The following is a 15,644-nucleotide window of genomic DNA, read 5'->3' as shown; positions in this document are numbered from 1 at the left end:
TGTTCCATGAACGATCCGAAGAACCCTGTGCCACCCTCGTCAGCGGCTCGACGCTCGATCGCCGTCACGTTCGTGATCATCGGCATTCTGATGGGCACGATCGGCTTCGTGCTCGATCTGAATGGCGGGCCGTCCGTCCTGCACGTTCTGACCTGGGTGGGCGGTGGCCTCTTCGGTTTTGGATTGGTGTCGCTCATCTACGTGCGGCGCGACGACCTTCGGTAGTCGATGCGTAGGCTGGGTCGGTGACGCCGAAGGAGGCCCGCCATCGCTCGCCCGCCTCACCCGCTGCTCAGTCGCGACCTGATCGCACGCACCGCTCTCGATCTCATCGACCGCGAGGGCTCCGACGGTGCCAGCGTCAGGCGAATCGCAGCGAAGCTCGGCGTGAATCCCACCTCCCTGTACAACCACGTGCCCAATCGGGCGGCGATCATCGAAGACGTTCGAGCCATCGTGTCGGCGAACATCGATTCCCGCCCACTCCGCAGGGATTCGTGGGAAGACGGCCTCAGAGCCTGGGCCAGATCGTATCGCGCGGCGTTCGCCGGCCACCCGCGAGCCATTCCGCTGTTGATGACGACTCGTGCCTCAGCGCCGGTCCTCCTTGCCGAGTACGAAGACTTCACCCTCGCGGCGGAGGCGGTCGGCTGGATGAGTCGGGATGTGCTGCCGCTGTTGACAGCCTTCGAATCTTTTATTCTCGGCAGCGTTCTCGATATGTCGGGGCCGACGGTGGTCTTCGATCCCACGGGCCAGGAAGAGCAGTTTCCGCGCTTCGCGGCCGCTTTCTCCTCACTGGAGCACGAGGACCAGACAGATCCGGTCGCCTCGCGTGCCTTCGAGCTGGGTCTCAGCATGCTCGTCTCCTCCGCGAGACCGGAGCACCATCACGCCCGCTGATCGCCCGCGAGGGCTCTCGAGAAGCAGGTGCGAGCCGGCTATGGCGCGCCAAAAACCAACGGTGTATGTTTCAGGTGTCACGCCAACGGGCGTCACACCGGCAGGTCTCGCCCGACAGGTCTTCCCCCTGCCGGTCTCCCCTGAAAGCGAGAACCATGGCTCCGCGGGACTTCACGGTCGTCGAAGCCGACATCGACCAGCTTTATGACGCGCTGGAGGCGGGCTCGGTGACCAGCGTCGAGCTGGTTGCCCGGTATCTGAACCGCATCGCGTTCTACGACAGGGCGGGCATCCGACTCAACTCCGTTCCCGTCATCAACCCCACGGTGTTCGACGAGGCGAGGGAGTCCGACGCCAGACGAGCGCTCGGCACTGCGCGCGGGGTCCTCGACGGAATCCCCTTCACTGCGAAAGACAGCTACCGGGTCACCGGACTCCCCGTCGCATCGGGTTCACCCGCCTTCGCCGAGCTGATCGCCCACGACGACGCGTTCGCCGTCGCTCGCCTCCGCGAGGCCGGCGCAGTTTTCCTCGGCCTCACCACCATGCCGCCGATGGCGGCGGGCGGCATGCAGCGCGGCGTCTACGGCCGCGCCGAATCGCCCTACAACGCCGAGTATCTGACGTCTGCCTTCGGATCAGGATCGTCGAACGGCTCAGGTACCGCCACGGCGGCGAGCTTTGCCGCGTTCGGGCTCGGCGAAGAGACGTGGTCCTCCGGTCGAGCGCCCGCGTCGAACAACTCGCTCGTGGCCTACACCCCGTCGCGCGGAGTCATCTCGGTGCGCGGCAACTGGCCCCTGGTGCCGACGATGGACGTCGTCGTGCCTCACACCCGATCGGTCATGGACATGAAGCATGTCCTCGACGCCGTGGTCGCCGACGATCCCTCCCCCGCCGGCGATCTGTGGCGCATCCAACCCTGGATCAGCCTGCCGAGACCCTCCGAGATTCGACCGGATTCCTTCGCCGATCTCCCCGACCTTCCTCTGAAAGGACTACGGCTCGCGCTTCCGCGGATCTACGTCAACGGCGACCCCGAGAGCAGATATCCGATCGAGACCCGTGAGTCGATCATGCAGCTGTGGTCCGAGCTGCGCGCCGATCTCGAAGAGGCGGGCGCCGAGGTGGTCGAAACGACCTTCCCCGCGGTGGACAACTACGAGAGACTCCACGAGGGCGACCGCGACTTCGTCGACCGAGGGTGGGTGAGCCGCGACTTTCTGCGCGACGAGCTCGGACGACTCACCGCCTGGGCACTCGATGATTTCCTGCGCCAGAACGGCGATGCGATCCTCGGGCGGCTCGCCGTCGCTGACGCCTCTCTCGTCTTCCCTCACCCGCAGGGGGCTCTGCCCGACCGCTACGGCATCTTCGACTTCGACGTCGCCTACGACATGTCCGACGTCGTCGCTCAGGCGAAAGACGGCGTCCCCGGTTGGGAGCAGATCGAGACCCTCGAAGCTGGGCTGCGGGGGCTGGAGAAGACCCGCCAGCTCGACTTCGAGAACTGGCTGACGGCCGAGGACTTCGACGCCGTGATCTTTCCGACGGCCTCCGACGTCGGCCCCGCAGACGCAGACACGAACGCGGAGTCAGCCGACATCGCCTGGAGAAACGGTGTCTGGGTGTCGAACGGCAATCTGGTTCCCCGGCACCTGGGGATTCCGACCTTCACGGTTCCGCTCGGAGTGATGCCCGACACTCGGATGCCGGTGGGCGTCACGGTGGCGGGCGCAGCTCATACGGACGCGCGGCTCCTTCAGCTGGCATCTGCCATCTCGAATCTCCGACCGCGCCGGGGCACTCCGTCGAGAACGCCTGCTCTCTCCGACGAAGCCCTATTCGCTCACCCCCTCACGCCCTCCGCGAGCGCGCTCGCGGTACACATCGACGCCGTCGAGGTCGAGAGATTCGACACCCACACGACAGCGCGTTTCTCGGCCACGGTCACGGCGGGAGCGGCAGAGGAACACGCGGCATTCATCGACGGCCATCGCATCCCGGCAACGAGACAAGGCGACCAGATCGTCGGCGAACGACAAACGGATGCGGACGCGTACGCGCATCCGCACAGCGAATGGCGACCGGCGTACGGCCCGCTCGTCACGATCATCGTGCGGAGCGCTGACGGATCCGTCGCGGGAGCCGTGAGCACGAGCGTCGACACACCCCTCTGACACCCTGTCCCGACACCACCACGCAGCAACTACTACCCCTCACCACCCCTCAAGGAGCACCATGTCGAACACGACTTTCGACTACTTCGCGCAGGTCGAACTGCCGACGCCGACCCTCGAGGTTGCCGAAGTCCTGCAGCTCGTCTCGTCGCAGTTCGGACTCGATGTCGACGCTCGATCGCTCGGCAGCCAGCAGGATCAGAATTTCCGTCTGTTCTCCCGCGAATCCGGCGATCCTCTCGGCGTTCTCAAGATCAGCAACCCGGCTTTCAGCGAGGCCGAGATCGATCTGCAGGATCGCGCCGCCTCCGTCGTGGCCGACCACGACGCTGGTCTGCGCATCCCCCGTATCGTCGAGGGGCCGCGTGGGCCTATGTCTGGATGGTGGGAGACGTCAGAGGGCCGGTTCCACGCAAGGGTGATCGAGAACATCTCGGGCAGCACCCTCATGGGCTCCGACTACCTGTCACCATCTGTGGTCGAACGCATGGGCGAACTCTCTGCCCGGGTGAGTGTGGCGCTCGAGTCGTTCGAGCACGGCGCGACGAGTCGAGTCCTGCAGTGGGATCTCCGCTACGCACGACGCGTCATCGAGACCCTTCTGCCTCTCGAGCCCGACGCATCCGTTCGTGCGCTCGTGCAGCAGGCGACGGAGCGGGCACTGGATATTCTGGAGCCGGTGCAGAACGCGTTGCCCGTGCAAGCCGGTCACTTCGACATCACCGATGACAACGTGCTGCGGCCCGTCGGCGAGCGACTCCCGGATGCGGTCATCGACTTCGGCGACGTATCCGCATCATGGCGGGTCGGTGAGATCGCCATCACGGTCTCGTCGCTGCTCCACCATGACGGAGCAACACCGGCGACCGCTCTCCCCGCCGTGCGTGCGTTCCACGCCCTCCGCCCGCTCAACGACGACGAGCTCACTGCACTGTGGCCGCTCGTCGTCCTCCGCGGCGCCGTCCTCGTGTTGAGCGGCCGGCAGCAGGTGCGACTCGACGAGGCGAACAGCTATGCCGACGCCGCACTCGACCGCGAGTTCCGCGTTCTCACGGTCGCCTCTTCTGTGCCGTCCGACGTGATGGCCGGCGCCCTTCGACAGGCCGTTGGACTGGAGCCCGATTCGCGCCAGCCGTGGAGCCGCGTGCCGGTGCTCGATCCCTTCGATCGAGTGGTCGCGCTCGACGGCGGCACCGTCTCGCCGGTGAACGACGACGGCGCGTGGCTGAGGGCGAACAGCATCGACGATGCGGCGATCGCGCACCTCGACTCCGGCGCGGATGCCGTGTACGTGCCCGCCTGGAAGGCTGTTCTCGCGGGCGCTCCGACCCGCACGCCGTCGGCGCCCGCAACGATCCCGACCGGGACGACTCTCTGGCTCTCGTCAGCCACCGCGATACGCGAATCGGCTCAGACCTCTGTCGTCGGCCCCGGAGTGATCTCGGTGACCGTCGGCGACGAGACGCTCACAATCTCCGGCGCAGGTGTCGACACGGCGGGCGGCGCGCTTCCCGCACGCACGCGGCTTGTCGTTCACCGCGCCGCGCAGACACCGGATGCCCCGCACCTCGTCTCAGCGGATCTTGCGGCGGGGTGGCAATCGGTACTGGGCGACCCGGCGCCCGCGCTCGGCCTTCCCGCGACGGAAGCGCTTGCGCCAGACGACGTACTCTCTCGACGGGAGGCGGTGCTGGCCGAGGTGCAGGAACACTACTATTCAGCGCCCCCGCAGATCGAGCGAGGGTGGCGCGAGTATCTCGTCGGGGTCGACGGCCGGGTCTATCTCGACATGGTCAACAACGTCGCCTCCGTCGGACACGCCCACCCGCGAGTCGTCGAGGCCGCGTCACGACAGCTGCGGTTGGTCAACACGAACTCGAGGTTCAACTACCGGGCGATCGCGGATTACGCCGAGCGGATCGCGGACACCCTGCCCGCCGAGCTCGACACCGTCTTCTTCGTCAACTCGGGTTCGGAAGCCGCAGACCTGGCCATCCGGCTCGCCATGGCCACGACGGGGCGCCCCGACATGGTCGCGATGCGCGAGGCCTACCATGGCTGGACCTTCGCGAGCGACGCCGTGTCGACATCCATCGCAGACAACCCGTCGGCCCTCTCCACCCGCCCCGCGTGGGTGCACACCGTCGCGGCGGCGAATTCGTACCGCGGCGAACTGCGCGGCGCCGACGCATCCGGCTACGGGCCACAGGCCGTGCAGCTGATCGATGAGCTCGCGGCCGCGGGTACCCCACCCGCCGGCATCATCTGCGAGACCTACTTCGGCAACGCGGGCGGCGTCGCTCTGCCCGACGGATACCTCGCACAGGTCTACGAGGCCATCCGCAGGCACGGAGGAATCGCGATCGCCGATGAGGTGCAGGTCGGCTTCGGCCGTCTGGGCGAGTGGTTCTGGGGCTTCCAGCAGCAGGGCGTCGTACCCGACGTCGTCGCCGTGGCGAAGTCGATCGGCGCGGGCCAGCCGATCGGGGCCGTCATCACCCGCCGCGAGATCGCTGACCGCTACCGCACACAGGGGTACTTCTTCTCGTCGACGGGCGGATCGCCCGTGTCGGCGGTCATCGGCATGGCCGTGCTCGACATCATTCGCGACGAGGAACTCCAAGAGAACGCGCGCGTCGTCGGCGCCCACCTCAAGAATCGACTCGAGGAGCTCGGCAGAGATCACGACATCGTCGGCACCGTGCACGGCTCGGGCCTGTATCTGGGCCTCGAGTTCGTGAGGGATCGCGAGACGCTCGAGCCCGCGACCGAGGAGACCGCTGCGATCTGCGATCGCCTCCTCGAGCTGGGCGTCATCATGCAGCCCACGGGCGATTACCAGAACGTGCTCAAGATCAAGCCTCCCCTCTGCATCACTCGGGAGTCGGTCGACTACTTTGCCGACCAGCTCTCCCGGGTGCTCGCGACGGGCTGGTGACTCTTCCCCCACATGTCAACCCAATCACCTCTCGAACACGAAGAGAAGGAGTCCGCCATGTGGCGCATGCCCTCAGAGACTGCCGAGCACGCACGAACCTGGATGGCGTTTCCCCGTGAGGGGTTCACGCTCGGCTCCGACGATTCAGAGCGGGAGGCGGGTTATGCGGCGTGGACGGCGGTCGCGCACGCGATCCTGCCCTTCGAGCCCGTGTCGATGGTCGTCGACCCCACCGAGGTCGCTCGAGCGCGCCGCATGCTCGACTCGTCTATCGAGATCGTCGAAGCACCGCTCGACGAGTTCTGGATGCGCGACATGGGTCCGACGTTCGTCGTAGACGACCAGCGGCCTGGCGTTCTCGGCGCGGTCGACTGGATCTTCAATGGATGGGGTGCGCACGACTGGGCCGAGTGGACGACGTCCGCTCACATCGCACGGGTGGTCGGCGAGCATGTCGGCGCCGAGATCATCAGCTCGACTCTGGTCGCGGAGGGCGGCGGTCTCCACGTCGACGGTGCAGGCACCGTGCTGCTGACCGACACCGTGCAGCTCGATCCTCGGCGGAACCCCTTCGCGGACAGGGCTCGCGTCGAGGCCGAGATGAACCGCACGATCGGCTCGACGCAGGCAGTCTGGCTGTCGCGAGGACTCACGCGCGACTATGACGAGTTCGGAACCAGCGGCCACGTGGATATCGTCGCGACCTTCGCCTCGCCCGAGCGCATCCTCCTTCACGCCCAGCAGGATCCCGCGCATCCGGATGCCGAGGTGAGCACCCTTCTGCGCGGCGAACTCGAGCGGGCGTTCGAGGCCCTCGCTCGCTCCATCGAGATCACCGATCTTCCTGCACCGTCGACCCTGCGCGACGATGTCGGCTTCGTCGATTGGAGCTACGTCAACCACCTCGTCGTGAACGGAGGCGTCATCGCCTGCGGCTTCGGCGAGGAGCGGGCGGACGCCCGGGCCCGCGAGATCCTTTCTGAGGCGTATCCCGGACGCACGGTCGTGACTGTCGATGCTCGCGAGCTGTTCGCCCGCGGTGGTGGCGTCCACTGCATCACGCAACAGCAGCCCACAGTGCCTCCGGCTGGCTGACGCGAAGGTCGCAGACCCCCTGATCGGAAGCCCGCACCAACTCGATCACTCCGCGTCGGCAGGCTCCGGGCGGGCGAGCATGAGGATACGACGCAGATGCATCGCCGAGAGCACGCCCGGTCCCATAGATCGGCGCGCCTCGAGAGTGCGGTCATCGATGGTCTCGAGAAGCTGTCGTACGGCCCGGGCGGCCTCGGCCCGGAGTCGGTGCGCCTCTGCGCTGTCTTCCGTGCCCACGGGCAGCGCATCGGCGACGGCATGGCAAGCGGCTGTCAGCGGTTCGGGCAGGGCGGGGTCGAGCTCGAGAGCCGCGGGACGGTTCCAGATGGTGTCTGCAATGGCGACCGAGATGTCACGCACGTGGTGCGCGATCGTATCCAGAGCATCCATCTCGGCCCAGACGTCGCGGGGTCGGGCGCGACGCAACAAGGCGCGCGGGTTACCACGGCGGCTGTCATCGGCCTCCATCAACGCGACACGGATCTCGCGTGTCGTGTCGGCGAGGGATGCCGCATCCGACGCCCACTGGTCTCGCTCGGGCGGCCACGCTGCCGACACGGCGTCGCCGATGTCCCGCAGATGCGCGGAGAGCTGGGCGCGGAACGCATCCACGCGCGCCGAGGCCTGGGCAGTGAGCGGCGCGGGGGCAATCAGCACATTGACCAGCAGACCGATCGCCACACCGACCCCCGTCTGCACCAGGTACCCGAGCGAGTAGTCGTCGGCCTTCTGCCCGCCGATGATGAGAACGAACAGGGCGGCCATGGGCACGTACTCGCGCCCCGCGCCGAACCATCCGGTTCCGGAGACCAGCACGGCGACGCCGACCACGGCCGGGATGCTCCACCAGGTCGGGCCCACCGTCAGAATGACGAGTGTCGCGAGCCCGATGCCGGCGGCCAAGCCGAGAATCGTCTGCAGCCCCGAGCGCACCGACCCCATGAGCGTCGGGTACATGCTGATCAGCGCCCCGAGCGGGGCGTAATAGGGGTAGTCGTTGACCACGCCGGGCATGTGCGGTGCCACGAGCCAGGCGATTCCCACCGCCAGGGCGGTCTTGGCCACGAGTAGGAGTCGCGCGGGAGTGGTCGCCTGGCGAGCCGCGGTTCGGATGGCGGACGCCCAGGTGCGCACACGGCCGTTCGGCGCGGTATCGGACATCACATCGCCTCCACAAACAACAAAGCCCTGATGAGAACTTCTTCTCATCAGGGCTTCTTCTGTCGGGCTGACAGGATTTGAACCTGCGACCCCTTGACCCCCAGTCAAGTGCGCTACCAAGCTGCGCCACAGCCCGTGGCTTGCTGTCCGCGAAGACAACTTGTCCATATTAGCCTGACTTTTCTCCTCCCGCGAACACGGCCCAGAGGCTGAGGAATCAGAGGCGACTCACGGACTATCGGCGTACGGTAAATGGAACGCGCCGTGGTGTTCGCCGCCGTCGCTCGCATCGCCCGAAAGGTGGCACGCCATGCCTCGCACCTGGCACCGTTGGATTCCCGCAGCCGCAGCTCCCGTCGTCGTCGGAGCAGTCGTCCTTGGCGGAGTCTTCGCCGCGAGTGCCTCCGCCGATCCGGCAGACAAGACGCCGCAGCAGGTTCTGGAGCTGGCGGCCTCGAGCACGGTCGACACGTTCTCTGGCACCATCGAGCAGTCGTCGAACCTCGGCTTGCCCGACGCATCCGGCCTCGGCGGCACCGGCTCATCCGGGTCGTCCAACGACGGCGACCTGTCGTCTGCGCTCGAGCTCCTCACCGCGTCTCACACGCTCCGCGTCTACGTCGACGGCCCCACCCAGAGCCGGGTGCAGATCCTCGACGACATGGCCGAGCGCGATGCGATCCGCAACGGCGACGACCTGTGGCTCTACGACTCGAAAGACGCATCAGCCGTTCACTCGACAGTGCCGGCCGACGCATCCGGTTCGACCGAGACGCCCGCCGAGGCACTCACCCCGGCCGAACTCGCGACGAAGTTCCTCGACGCCGTCGATCCCAGCACGAAGGTGACCGTTGGCGACCCCGTGAAGGTGGCCGGTCGCTCGGCCTACGACCTCATCCTCACCCCCGACAGCTCGACGACGCTCGTCTCACGCGTCGACATCGCCGTGGATGCGGACACCGGGCTCCCCCTAAGCGTCGACGTCTTCGCCCAGGGCTCGTCGGATCCGGCGTTTCACGTGGCCTTCAGCTCGCTCTCGCTCGACGCGCCGTCAGCCGACCTCTTCGATTTCACTCCGCCGTCCGGCACCGATGTCACCGAGAAGGCGCTTCCGAACCGCGCTGACGCGCCTGCCGACGGCAGCGCCCCGGATGCCGGCTCGCACCCGGAGCCGACGGTCACGGGAACGGGGTGGGACACCATCGTCGAACTGCCCGCAAGCGGCGACGCCACTCTGCCGAGCGACACGTCGATGCTCTCGCAACTGACGACACCCGTCGAGGGCGGTCATGTGCTGCAGACGACGCTGCTCACCGTGCTCATCACCGACGACGGCCGGGTTCTCGCCGGAGCGGTTCCGGTCGACAGCCTGCTGGCTGCTGCCGCGCAGTGACAACAGCAGTGATCGCGAGCCCTTCGGAGCTCGCGATCAAGACCGACGGGCTGACGAAACGCTTCGGCCGTCAGACGGTGGTCGACGACCTGGCTCTGTCGGTTCCTCGAGGGTCGGTCTTCGGATTTCTCGGTCCGAACGGCTCAGGCAAGACCACGACGATCCGCATGCTGCTCGGCCTCGCCCAGGCGAGTGCCGGCGACATCTCGGTGTTGGGTGAGCGTATGCCGCAGCGACTGGGCGGCGTCTTGCCCCGGGTCGGCGCACTGATCGAAGGTCCCGGCTTCTACCCGTTTCTCTCCGGTTCGGCCAACCTGCACCGCTTGGATTCGGCCGACGGCTTCGCTCCTCGCGGCACGCGCTCCGAGCGCGTCGCTCACGCACTCGACCGTGTCGGCTTGAGCCACGCAGCCGACAAGAAGGTGCGCGCCTACTCGCTCGGCATGAAGCAGCGTCTCGGCATCGCCAATGCGCTCCTCGCGCCTCGCGATCTCATCGTGCTCGACGAACCGACCAACGGACTCGACCCGCAGGGCACGCGCGAGGTACGCAGTCTCATCCGGTCGTTGGCCGACGAGGGAACGACCGTCTTCGTCTCGAGCCACCTGTTGGCCGAGATCGAGCAGATGTGCACCCACGCGGCCGTCATGCGCGCGGGTCGGCTTGTGGCGCAGGGCACGCTCGACGAGCTGCGCTCGGCCGGCGCCACCCGCGTGAGCATCACCACTCCCGACGTCGAGGCCGCCACCAGAGTCCTGCTCGCCCTCGGCCTCGACCCCGGGCTTCCGGATGCGACGGGCCCGGTCGCCGCGTCGGTCGCCGGGGCGGCGTCGGCGGGGCAGCCGGGCACCATTCTCAGCGCCGCCCTGCCCGAGGCTGTGGCGCCAGAGGACATCGTCGCGAAGCTCGTCGCTGACGGGGTGCGCGTGCGTGGATTCAGCGTCGACCACGCGTCGCTGGAGGATCTCTTCGTGGCGCTGACCGGAGAGGGCTTCGATGTCGTCCAGTGATTCCGGCGCAACGCCGGTGAGGAGCGGCCTGACGGAACGCAGAAACCGCCGCAGCGTCGGCCTGGGCTTCTTCGCCTCGGAGCTCGCCGTGCTGTTCCGGCGCCGCCGCACGTGGGCGATGTTGCTGGCTCTCGCAGCCGTTCCGATACTCATCGCGGTTGCGGTGCGCATCTCGTCGTCGGGCTCGAGCGGCCGCGGCCCGGCCTTCATCGACAGCATCACCCAGAACGGCCTGTTCGTCGGCGTCGCGGGGCTCACCATCGCGATTCCGCTCTTTCTCCCACTGACCGTCGGCGTCGTGTCGGGCGACTCCATAGCGGGCGAGGCGAACACGGCGACGCTGCGCTATCTGCTGGTGTCGCCCGTCGGGCGCATCCGTTTGCTCGTGGTGAAGTACCTCGCCGCTGCCGTGTTCTGCCTGGCGGCGACGCTCACCCTCTCGATCGCGGGCATCCTGATCGGAATCGCGCTCTTCCCCGTCGGCCCGGTGACGCTACTGTCGGGAGACACCGTGAGCATCGGCGACTCCCTCGTTCGCTCGCTGCTCATCGCCCTGTACGCCACGGTTTCGCTGTTGGGACTCTCGGCGATCGGCCTGTTCATCTCGACTCTCACCGACGCACCGGTGGGGGCAATGGCCGCCACGGTCGTTCTGTCGATCGTTGCCCAGGTACTGGACTCGCTCTCACAGACGGAGTGGCTGCATCCGTGGCTCTTCAGCCACTACTGGTTGAACTTCGCCGATCTGCTGCGTCAGCCCATCGAGTGGTCGTCGTTCGGGCAGAACGCCCTGCTGCAACTCGGCTACGTCTTCGTGTTCGGGGCGCTCGCCTACGGGCGCTTCTCGAGCAAAGACATTCTGTCCTAGCGCGCGTTTCAGTTGATGATCACTGAGCCGCGCGCCGATTCCGGCGGGTGACGACGAGCCCGGCGAGGGCGCGCCAGCCGAACAGGAACGCGGCGAGCACCAGGAGTGTCACGATCACGAACGACACGGCGACACCTTGACCACTCACGGCCCGCAGAAGCACCCCGATCACGACCGTGGATGCCCAGACCGGCAGGGCCGCGCGCCGCATCGACAGGGGCTCGCGCCACGCTCGTGAGACGAGCCACCCCAGAGCGAGCCCCACCACGAACGGCCATGCGGTGTTGAGCGTGCCGAGCAGGGTGAAGCCCTCCTCGTGACTGCCCCGACCGATGAGCACGAAGACGAGCACCAGAAACAGGTCCGCGACGGCGGCGATGAGGGCGAGACGAGGGGCTGCAACGGGGGTAGGCACCTGAAGATCCTACGGTTCACATCCCTGTGAAGCTGCCGCTCGGGTCGATGTCGGAGGGTGCGTGTTGACTTGGAACATGCACACGATGAACGATATGCACGCACCGCCCGACGAGGCCGAGTTCTCGTCGCATCGCTCGTTGATGAACGTGCTCGGCCTGCTCGTCGACGAATCGATCGACGCGAACGCCGAGCTCAACAGGGCGCACGCCCGCCGGGCCAAAACCATCGATGACGCGCGCCAGTGGTGCGAATTCACCTACCACCTCGAGAACGCTCTCCGATCCATGGGCTGGTCCCCCAAGGTCACCTGTCGACGCGTCCTCGAGTCCGAGCTGGCGGCGGCCCTGCGCGTTCCAGAGCGCACCATGTCCCGCCTGATCGACGAAAGCGAAGCACTGCTGCATCAGCTCCCCGGCACCTATGAAGCACTCAGCCGCGGCGTGCTGAGCTATCGGCATGCGCAGGTCATCATCGATCAGGCGCTATCGCTGCCGAGAGAGAGCCGCATCCCCTTCGAGGACGCCGTTCTCGCCGATGCCGAGACGCTCACCGTGTCCAAATTCGAACGGCGCGCACGGCGACTGCGTGAACTCACGCACCCCGAGAGCATCCAGTCGAGAAGGGCGACGGCAACCCTCGATCGCTCGGTCGAGCTGAAGCCTGCCCACGACGGCATGTCGTGGCTCACGGCGTACGTGCCGTGTGAGCGGGCCCAGGCGGTATACACCCGGCTGGGCGACATCGCGCGCGGGCTGCAGACAGCAGACAGCAGACAGCAGACGAGAGTCGCACGCTCACACAGCTGATCGCCGATGTCGCTCTCGACCTGCTCGAGAACGGCGAGCCGACGCTCTCCGGGGCGGCCCACGGCATCCGGCCGACCGTGCTCGTGACCGTGCCCGCCCTCACACTGCTCGGGGTAAGCGAAGAGCCGGCCACGCTCGAAGGATACGGACCGATCGACGCCGACACCGCCCGTCGGGTGGCTGCACGGGCTCCCAGCTTCTTCCGGCTACTCACCCACCCCGAGACGGGCACCGTGCTGTCAGTCGGACGCGACCACTACGAGGTTCCCGCCGACCTGCGTCGATGGCTGCGCGTGCGAGATGAGACATGTCGGGCTCCCGGCTGCAACAGGCTGGCGCGTCGAAGCGATTGCGACCACTGCACCGACTGGAGTGCCGAGGGCCTCACGGCTCACGACAACCTCGCGCACCTCTGCCGTGGTCATCACTCGTTGAAGCACCGCACCGATTGGAACTACGCGCATCGCGGAGGCGGAACCCTCGAATGGACGTCGCCGACGAAGAAGACGTACGTCACGCATCCAGCGGTGCAAATGAGAGGAGCGCCGACCCTGTAACCGGATCGGCGCTCCTCGCTTAATCTCTTTCTCGCGTGCTTGTCGGCTAGCGCTTGCGCTTCTCGCGCACGCGCATGCTGACGATGATCGGCGAGCCCTCGAAGCCGTAGACCTCGCGCAGTCGGCGCTGAATGTAGCGACGGTATCCGGGGTCGAGGAACCCCGTCGTGAAGAGCACGAATGTCGGCGGGCGGCTCGATGCCTGCGTTCCGAAGAGGATGCGCGGCTGCTTTCCTCCGCGCACCGGGTGCGGGTGGGCCGAGGTGAGCTCTGCGAGGAACGCATTGAACTTGCCCGTCGGGAGGCGCGTGTCCCACGAGTCGAGCGCGAGCTCGAGTGCGGGAACGAGCTTCTCTAGGTGACGACCGGTCTTGGCCGACATGTTGACGCGGGGAGCCCACGACACGTGCGCCAGATCCTGTTCGATCTCACGCTCGAGGTAGCGTCGACGTTCATCGTCGAGCATGTCCCACTTGTTGAAGGCGAGCACGAGTGCGCGGCCGGACTCGAGCACGAGGTCGATGATCCGCACGTCTTGTTCGCTGATCGGCTCGGTCACGTCGATCATCACGACGGCGACCTCTGCCTTCTCGAGCGCGGCCGAGGTGCGCAGCGACGCATAGAAGTCGGCGCCCTGCTGCAGGTGCACCCGACGACGGATGCCGGCGGTGTCGACGAAGCGCCAGATGCGACCGGCGATCTCGACCTGCTCGTCGACGGGGTCCCGAGTGGTTCCGGCGAGCTCGTTGACGACGACGCGCTCTTCTCCGGCTGCCTTGTTCAGCAGCGACGACTTGCCCACGTTGGGGCGTCCGAGGATGGCCACGCGACGCGGGCCTCCCACCTCCTGCTTGGCGACGGCAGAGACCTGAGGCAGGTCCTTCAGGATGATGTCGAGCAGGTCGGCGACGCCGCGGCCGTGCAAAGCCGACACGGGGTACGGCTCTCCGAGCCCCAGCGACCACAGCACAGAGGCGTTGGGCTCCTGGCGCAGGTCGTCGACCTTGTTCGCGGCGAGATAGACGGGCTTCTTGGCCTTGCGCAGCAGACGCACGACGTGCTCGTCGGTCGAGGTGGCACCGACGTTGGCGTCGACGACGAAGAGAACCGCGTCGGCCAGGTCGATCGCGATCTCGGCCTGCATGGCGACGGACGCGTTGATGCCCTTGGCGTCCGGCTCCCAGCCGCCGGTGTCGACGATCGTGAAGAAGCGGTCGGCCCACTCGGCCTTGTACGAGACGCGGTCACGGGTGACACCGGGGGTGTCCTCGACTACGGCCTCGCGGCGACCGAGGATGCGGTTGACGAGAGCGGACTTGCCGACGTTCGGCCGTCCGACGATCGCCAGCACGGGCAGGGCCGGCAGGTAGGTGATGGCGTCGGGGTCGTCTGTAGCCGCCTCGAGGATCTCGAGGTCGTCGTCGTCGAGATCGAAGTCGGCCAGGCCCGCGCGCAGCGTCTCGGTGCGCGCTGAGATCAGCTCGTCGTCGAGGGTTCCGAGCCTGTCGAGCAGGGTCGGATCGGTGCCCTCGAAGTCGTCTTCGGAGTCGGTCATCGGGCTGGACGGGTTGGGAGCCTTTTTATCGGCCATGCGAGATCCTCGCTGTTTGAGTGTGGACGATCTCGACCACCGCGTGAACGGTCTGGTCGAAGTCGAGTTCGGTTGAATCGAGGGTGAGAACACCATCGGCGGCGTTCATGAAATCGACGACTCGAGAGTCGGCCTGATCTCTGGACCGGAGCTGTTCACCCACGACGGCAGCACTCTGATCGGTCAGTTCGTTGGAACGCCTCGCCATTCTAGCCTCTTCTGACGCCGTCAGCAGGATTCTGACCGGCGCATCCGACGCGACGACCGTGGTGATGTCGCGCCCCTCGACCACGATGCCGGGGTTCGGGGTCGCACGGATGATGCGACGGAACAGAGCCGTGAGCCCCGCCCGCACCTCAGGAACCTTCGAGATATGCCGCACCGCGTTCGTCACCCGCGGCTCCCGGATGGCGTCGGTCACGTCGATCTCGCCGACGCGCACGAAGTAGTCGTCGGGCTCCGTGCCGATGTCGAGGTCGAACGTCTTCTGCGCTTCGATGGCGGCATCCGCATCTTCGAGGTCCACGCCTCGCTGCAGCAAGCTCCAGGCTAGGGCGCGGTAGCACGCGCCCGAGTCGAGATACGCGTAGCCGAGCGCAGCGGCGGCGGCCTTACTCACGCTCGACTTACCGCTGCCGGCCGGACCGTCGATGGCCACGACGAAGGTCGTGCTGCCGTTGGCGTCGGGGATGTTCTCATGATTCGTATTCGTGAGATCGGGCATC

Annotated in this window: 13 protein-coding genes, 1 tRNA gene and 1 pseudogene; 10 read left to right on the top strand and 5 right to left on the bottom strand. The window is 66.9% G+C overall.

Annotated features, from left to right (window positions below; all coding sequences use genetic code 11):
• The first annotated feature begins 6 nt into the window (after nucleotides 1-6).
• From CCK87_RS05130 to CCK87_RS05110, 5 genes and pseudogenes are all read left to right on the top strand, one after another.
• The gene (locus CCK87_RS05130) at nucleotides 7-225 is read left to right on the top strand and encodes a hypothetical protein (RefSeq protein ID WP_086460424.1); all 219 of its coding nucleotides are present in this window, start codon (nucleotides 7-9) and stop codon (nucleotides 223-225) included.
• Between the two features lie 42 nt (nucleotides 226-267).
• Nucleotides 268-903 (top strand): TetR/AcrR family transcriptional regulator C-terminal domain-containing protein, encoded by a 636-nt coding sequence (locus CCK87_RS05125; protein WP_349289991.1) that lies wholly within the window; start codon nucleotides 268-270, stop codon nucleotides 901-903.
• A gap of 155 nt (nucleotides 904-1,058) precedes the next feature.
• Nucleotides 1,059-2,732, top strand: a pseudogene (locus CCK87_RS05120) (amidase); the annotation flags it as partial.
• A 412-nt stretch (nucleotides 2,733-3,144) separates the two neighbouring features.
• A complete protein-coding gene (locus tag CCK87_RS05115) occupies nucleotides 3,145-6,021 on the top strand; it encodes an aminotransferase (protein ID WP_086460421.1) in 2,877 nt (958 codons plus the stop codon).
• A gap of 66 nt (nucleotides 6,022-6,087) precedes the next feature.
• Nucleotides 6,088-7,116: an agmatine deiminase family protein gene (locus tag CCK87_RS05110; RefSeq protein WP_086461168.1), complete on the top strand. Its 1,029-nt coding sequence runs from the start codon at nucleotides 6,088-6,090 to the stop codon at nucleotides 7,114-7,116.
• A gap of 45 nt (nucleotides 7,117-7,161) precedes the next feature.
• On the opposite strand, the gene CCK87_RS05105 is transcribed toward CCK87_RS05110, so the two are convergent.
• Nucleotides 7,162-8,277: an FUSC family protein gene (locus tag CCK87_RS05105; RefSeq protein ID WP_170927161.1), complete on the bottom strand. Its 1,116-nt coding sequence runs from the start codon at nucleotides 8,275-8,277 to the stop codon at nucleotides 7,162-7,164.
• A gap of 62 nt (nucleotides 8,278-8,339) precedes the next feature.
• Nucleotides 8,340-8,413: transfer RNA gene (locus CCK87_RS05100), tRNA-Pro, on the bottom strand.
• 174 nt (nucleotides 8,414-8,587) lie between these two features.
• On the opposite strand from CCK87_RS05100, the gene CCK87_RS05095 reads away from it, so the two are divergent.
• From CCK87_RS05095 to CCK87_RS05085, 3 genes are read left to right on the top strand one after another with little or no spacing between them, the layout of a single operon-like run.
• The gene (locus CCK87_RS05095) at nucleotides 8,588-9,670 is read left to right on the top strand and encodes a hypothetical protein (RefSeq protein ID WP_086460419.1); all 1,083 of its coding nucleotides are present in this window, start codon (nucleotides 8,588-8,590) and stop codon (nucleotides 9,668-9,670) included.
• A gap of 8 nt (nucleotides 9,671-9,678) precedes the next feature.
• Entirely contained in the window at nucleotides 9,679-10,680 is a 1,002-nt protein-coding gene (locus CCK87_RS05090; protein WP_249273731.1) for an ATP-binding cassette domain-containing protein, read from the top strand.
• On the top strand, nucleotides 10,667-11,548 hold the full coding sequence (locus CCK87_RS05085) for an ABC transporter permease subunit (RefSeq protein WP_086460417.1): 882 nt from the start codon (nucleotides 10,667-10,669) through the stop codon (nucleotides 11,546-11,548). Before CCK87_RS05090 ends, CCK87_RS05085 begins: the two co-directional genes overlap by 14 nt.
• A 19-nt stretch (nucleotides 11,549-11,567) precedes the next feature.
• Here the strand turns inward: CCK87_RS05085 and CCK87_RS05080 are convergent, their stop codons facing one another.
• A complete protein-coding gene (locus CCK87_RS05080; protein ID WP_086460416.1) occupies nucleotides 11,568-11,963 on the bottom strand; it encodes a DUF3054 domain-containing protein in 396 nt (131 codons plus the stop codon).
• Between the two features lie 76 nt (nucleotides 11,964-12,039).
• On the opposite strand from CCK87_RS05080, the gene CCK87_RS05075 reads away from it, so the two are divergent.
• Both CCK87_RS05075 and CCK87_RS05070 read left to right on the top strand, forming a co-directional pair.
• The gene (locus CCK87_RS05075) at nucleotides 12,040-12,771 is read left to right on the top strand and encodes a DUF222 domain-containing protein (RefSeq protein WP_086460415.1); all 732 of its coding nucleotides are present in this window, start codon (nucleotides 12,040-12,042) and stop codon (nucleotides 12,769-12,771) included.
• Nucleotides 12,687-13,328: an HNH endonuclease signature motif containing protein gene (locus tag CCK87_RS05070; RefSeq protein WP_086460414.1), complete on the top strand. Its 642-nt coding sequence runs from the start codon at nucleotides 12,687-12,689 to the stop codon at nucleotides 13,326-13,328. The genes CCK87_RS05075 and CCK87_RS05070 overlap by 85 nt, the downstream gene beginning before the upstream one ends.
• A gap of 46 nt (nucleotides 13,329-13,374) precedes the next feature.
• Here the strand turns inward: CCK87_RS05070 and der are convergent, their stop codons facing one another.
• Complete coding sequence (der, locus tag CCK87_RS05065; protein WP_086460413.1) at nucleotides 13,375-14,883, bottom strand: ribosome biogenesis GTPase Der; 1,509 nt, start codon at nucleotides 14,881-14,883, stop codon at nucleotides 13,375-13,377.
• Between the two features lie 25 nt (nucleotides 14,884-14,908).
• Nucleotides 14,909-15,643 (bottom strand): (d)CMP kinase, encoded by a 735-nt coding sequence (gene cmk, locus CCK87_RS05060; protein WP_086461167.1) that lies wholly within the window; start codon nucleotides 15,641-15,643, stop codon nucleotides 14,909-14,911.
• Nucleotide 15,644: the final 1 nt, after the last annotated feature.

This window comes from Agreia sp. VKM Ac-1783 (genome assembly GCF_900177765.1).
GTDB lineage: Bacteria > Actinomycetota > Actinomycetes > Actinomycetales > Microbacteriaceae > Agreia.
Note: the sequence above shows the minus strand (reverse complement) of the source record. Positions and strands in the feature narration are given on the sequence as shown.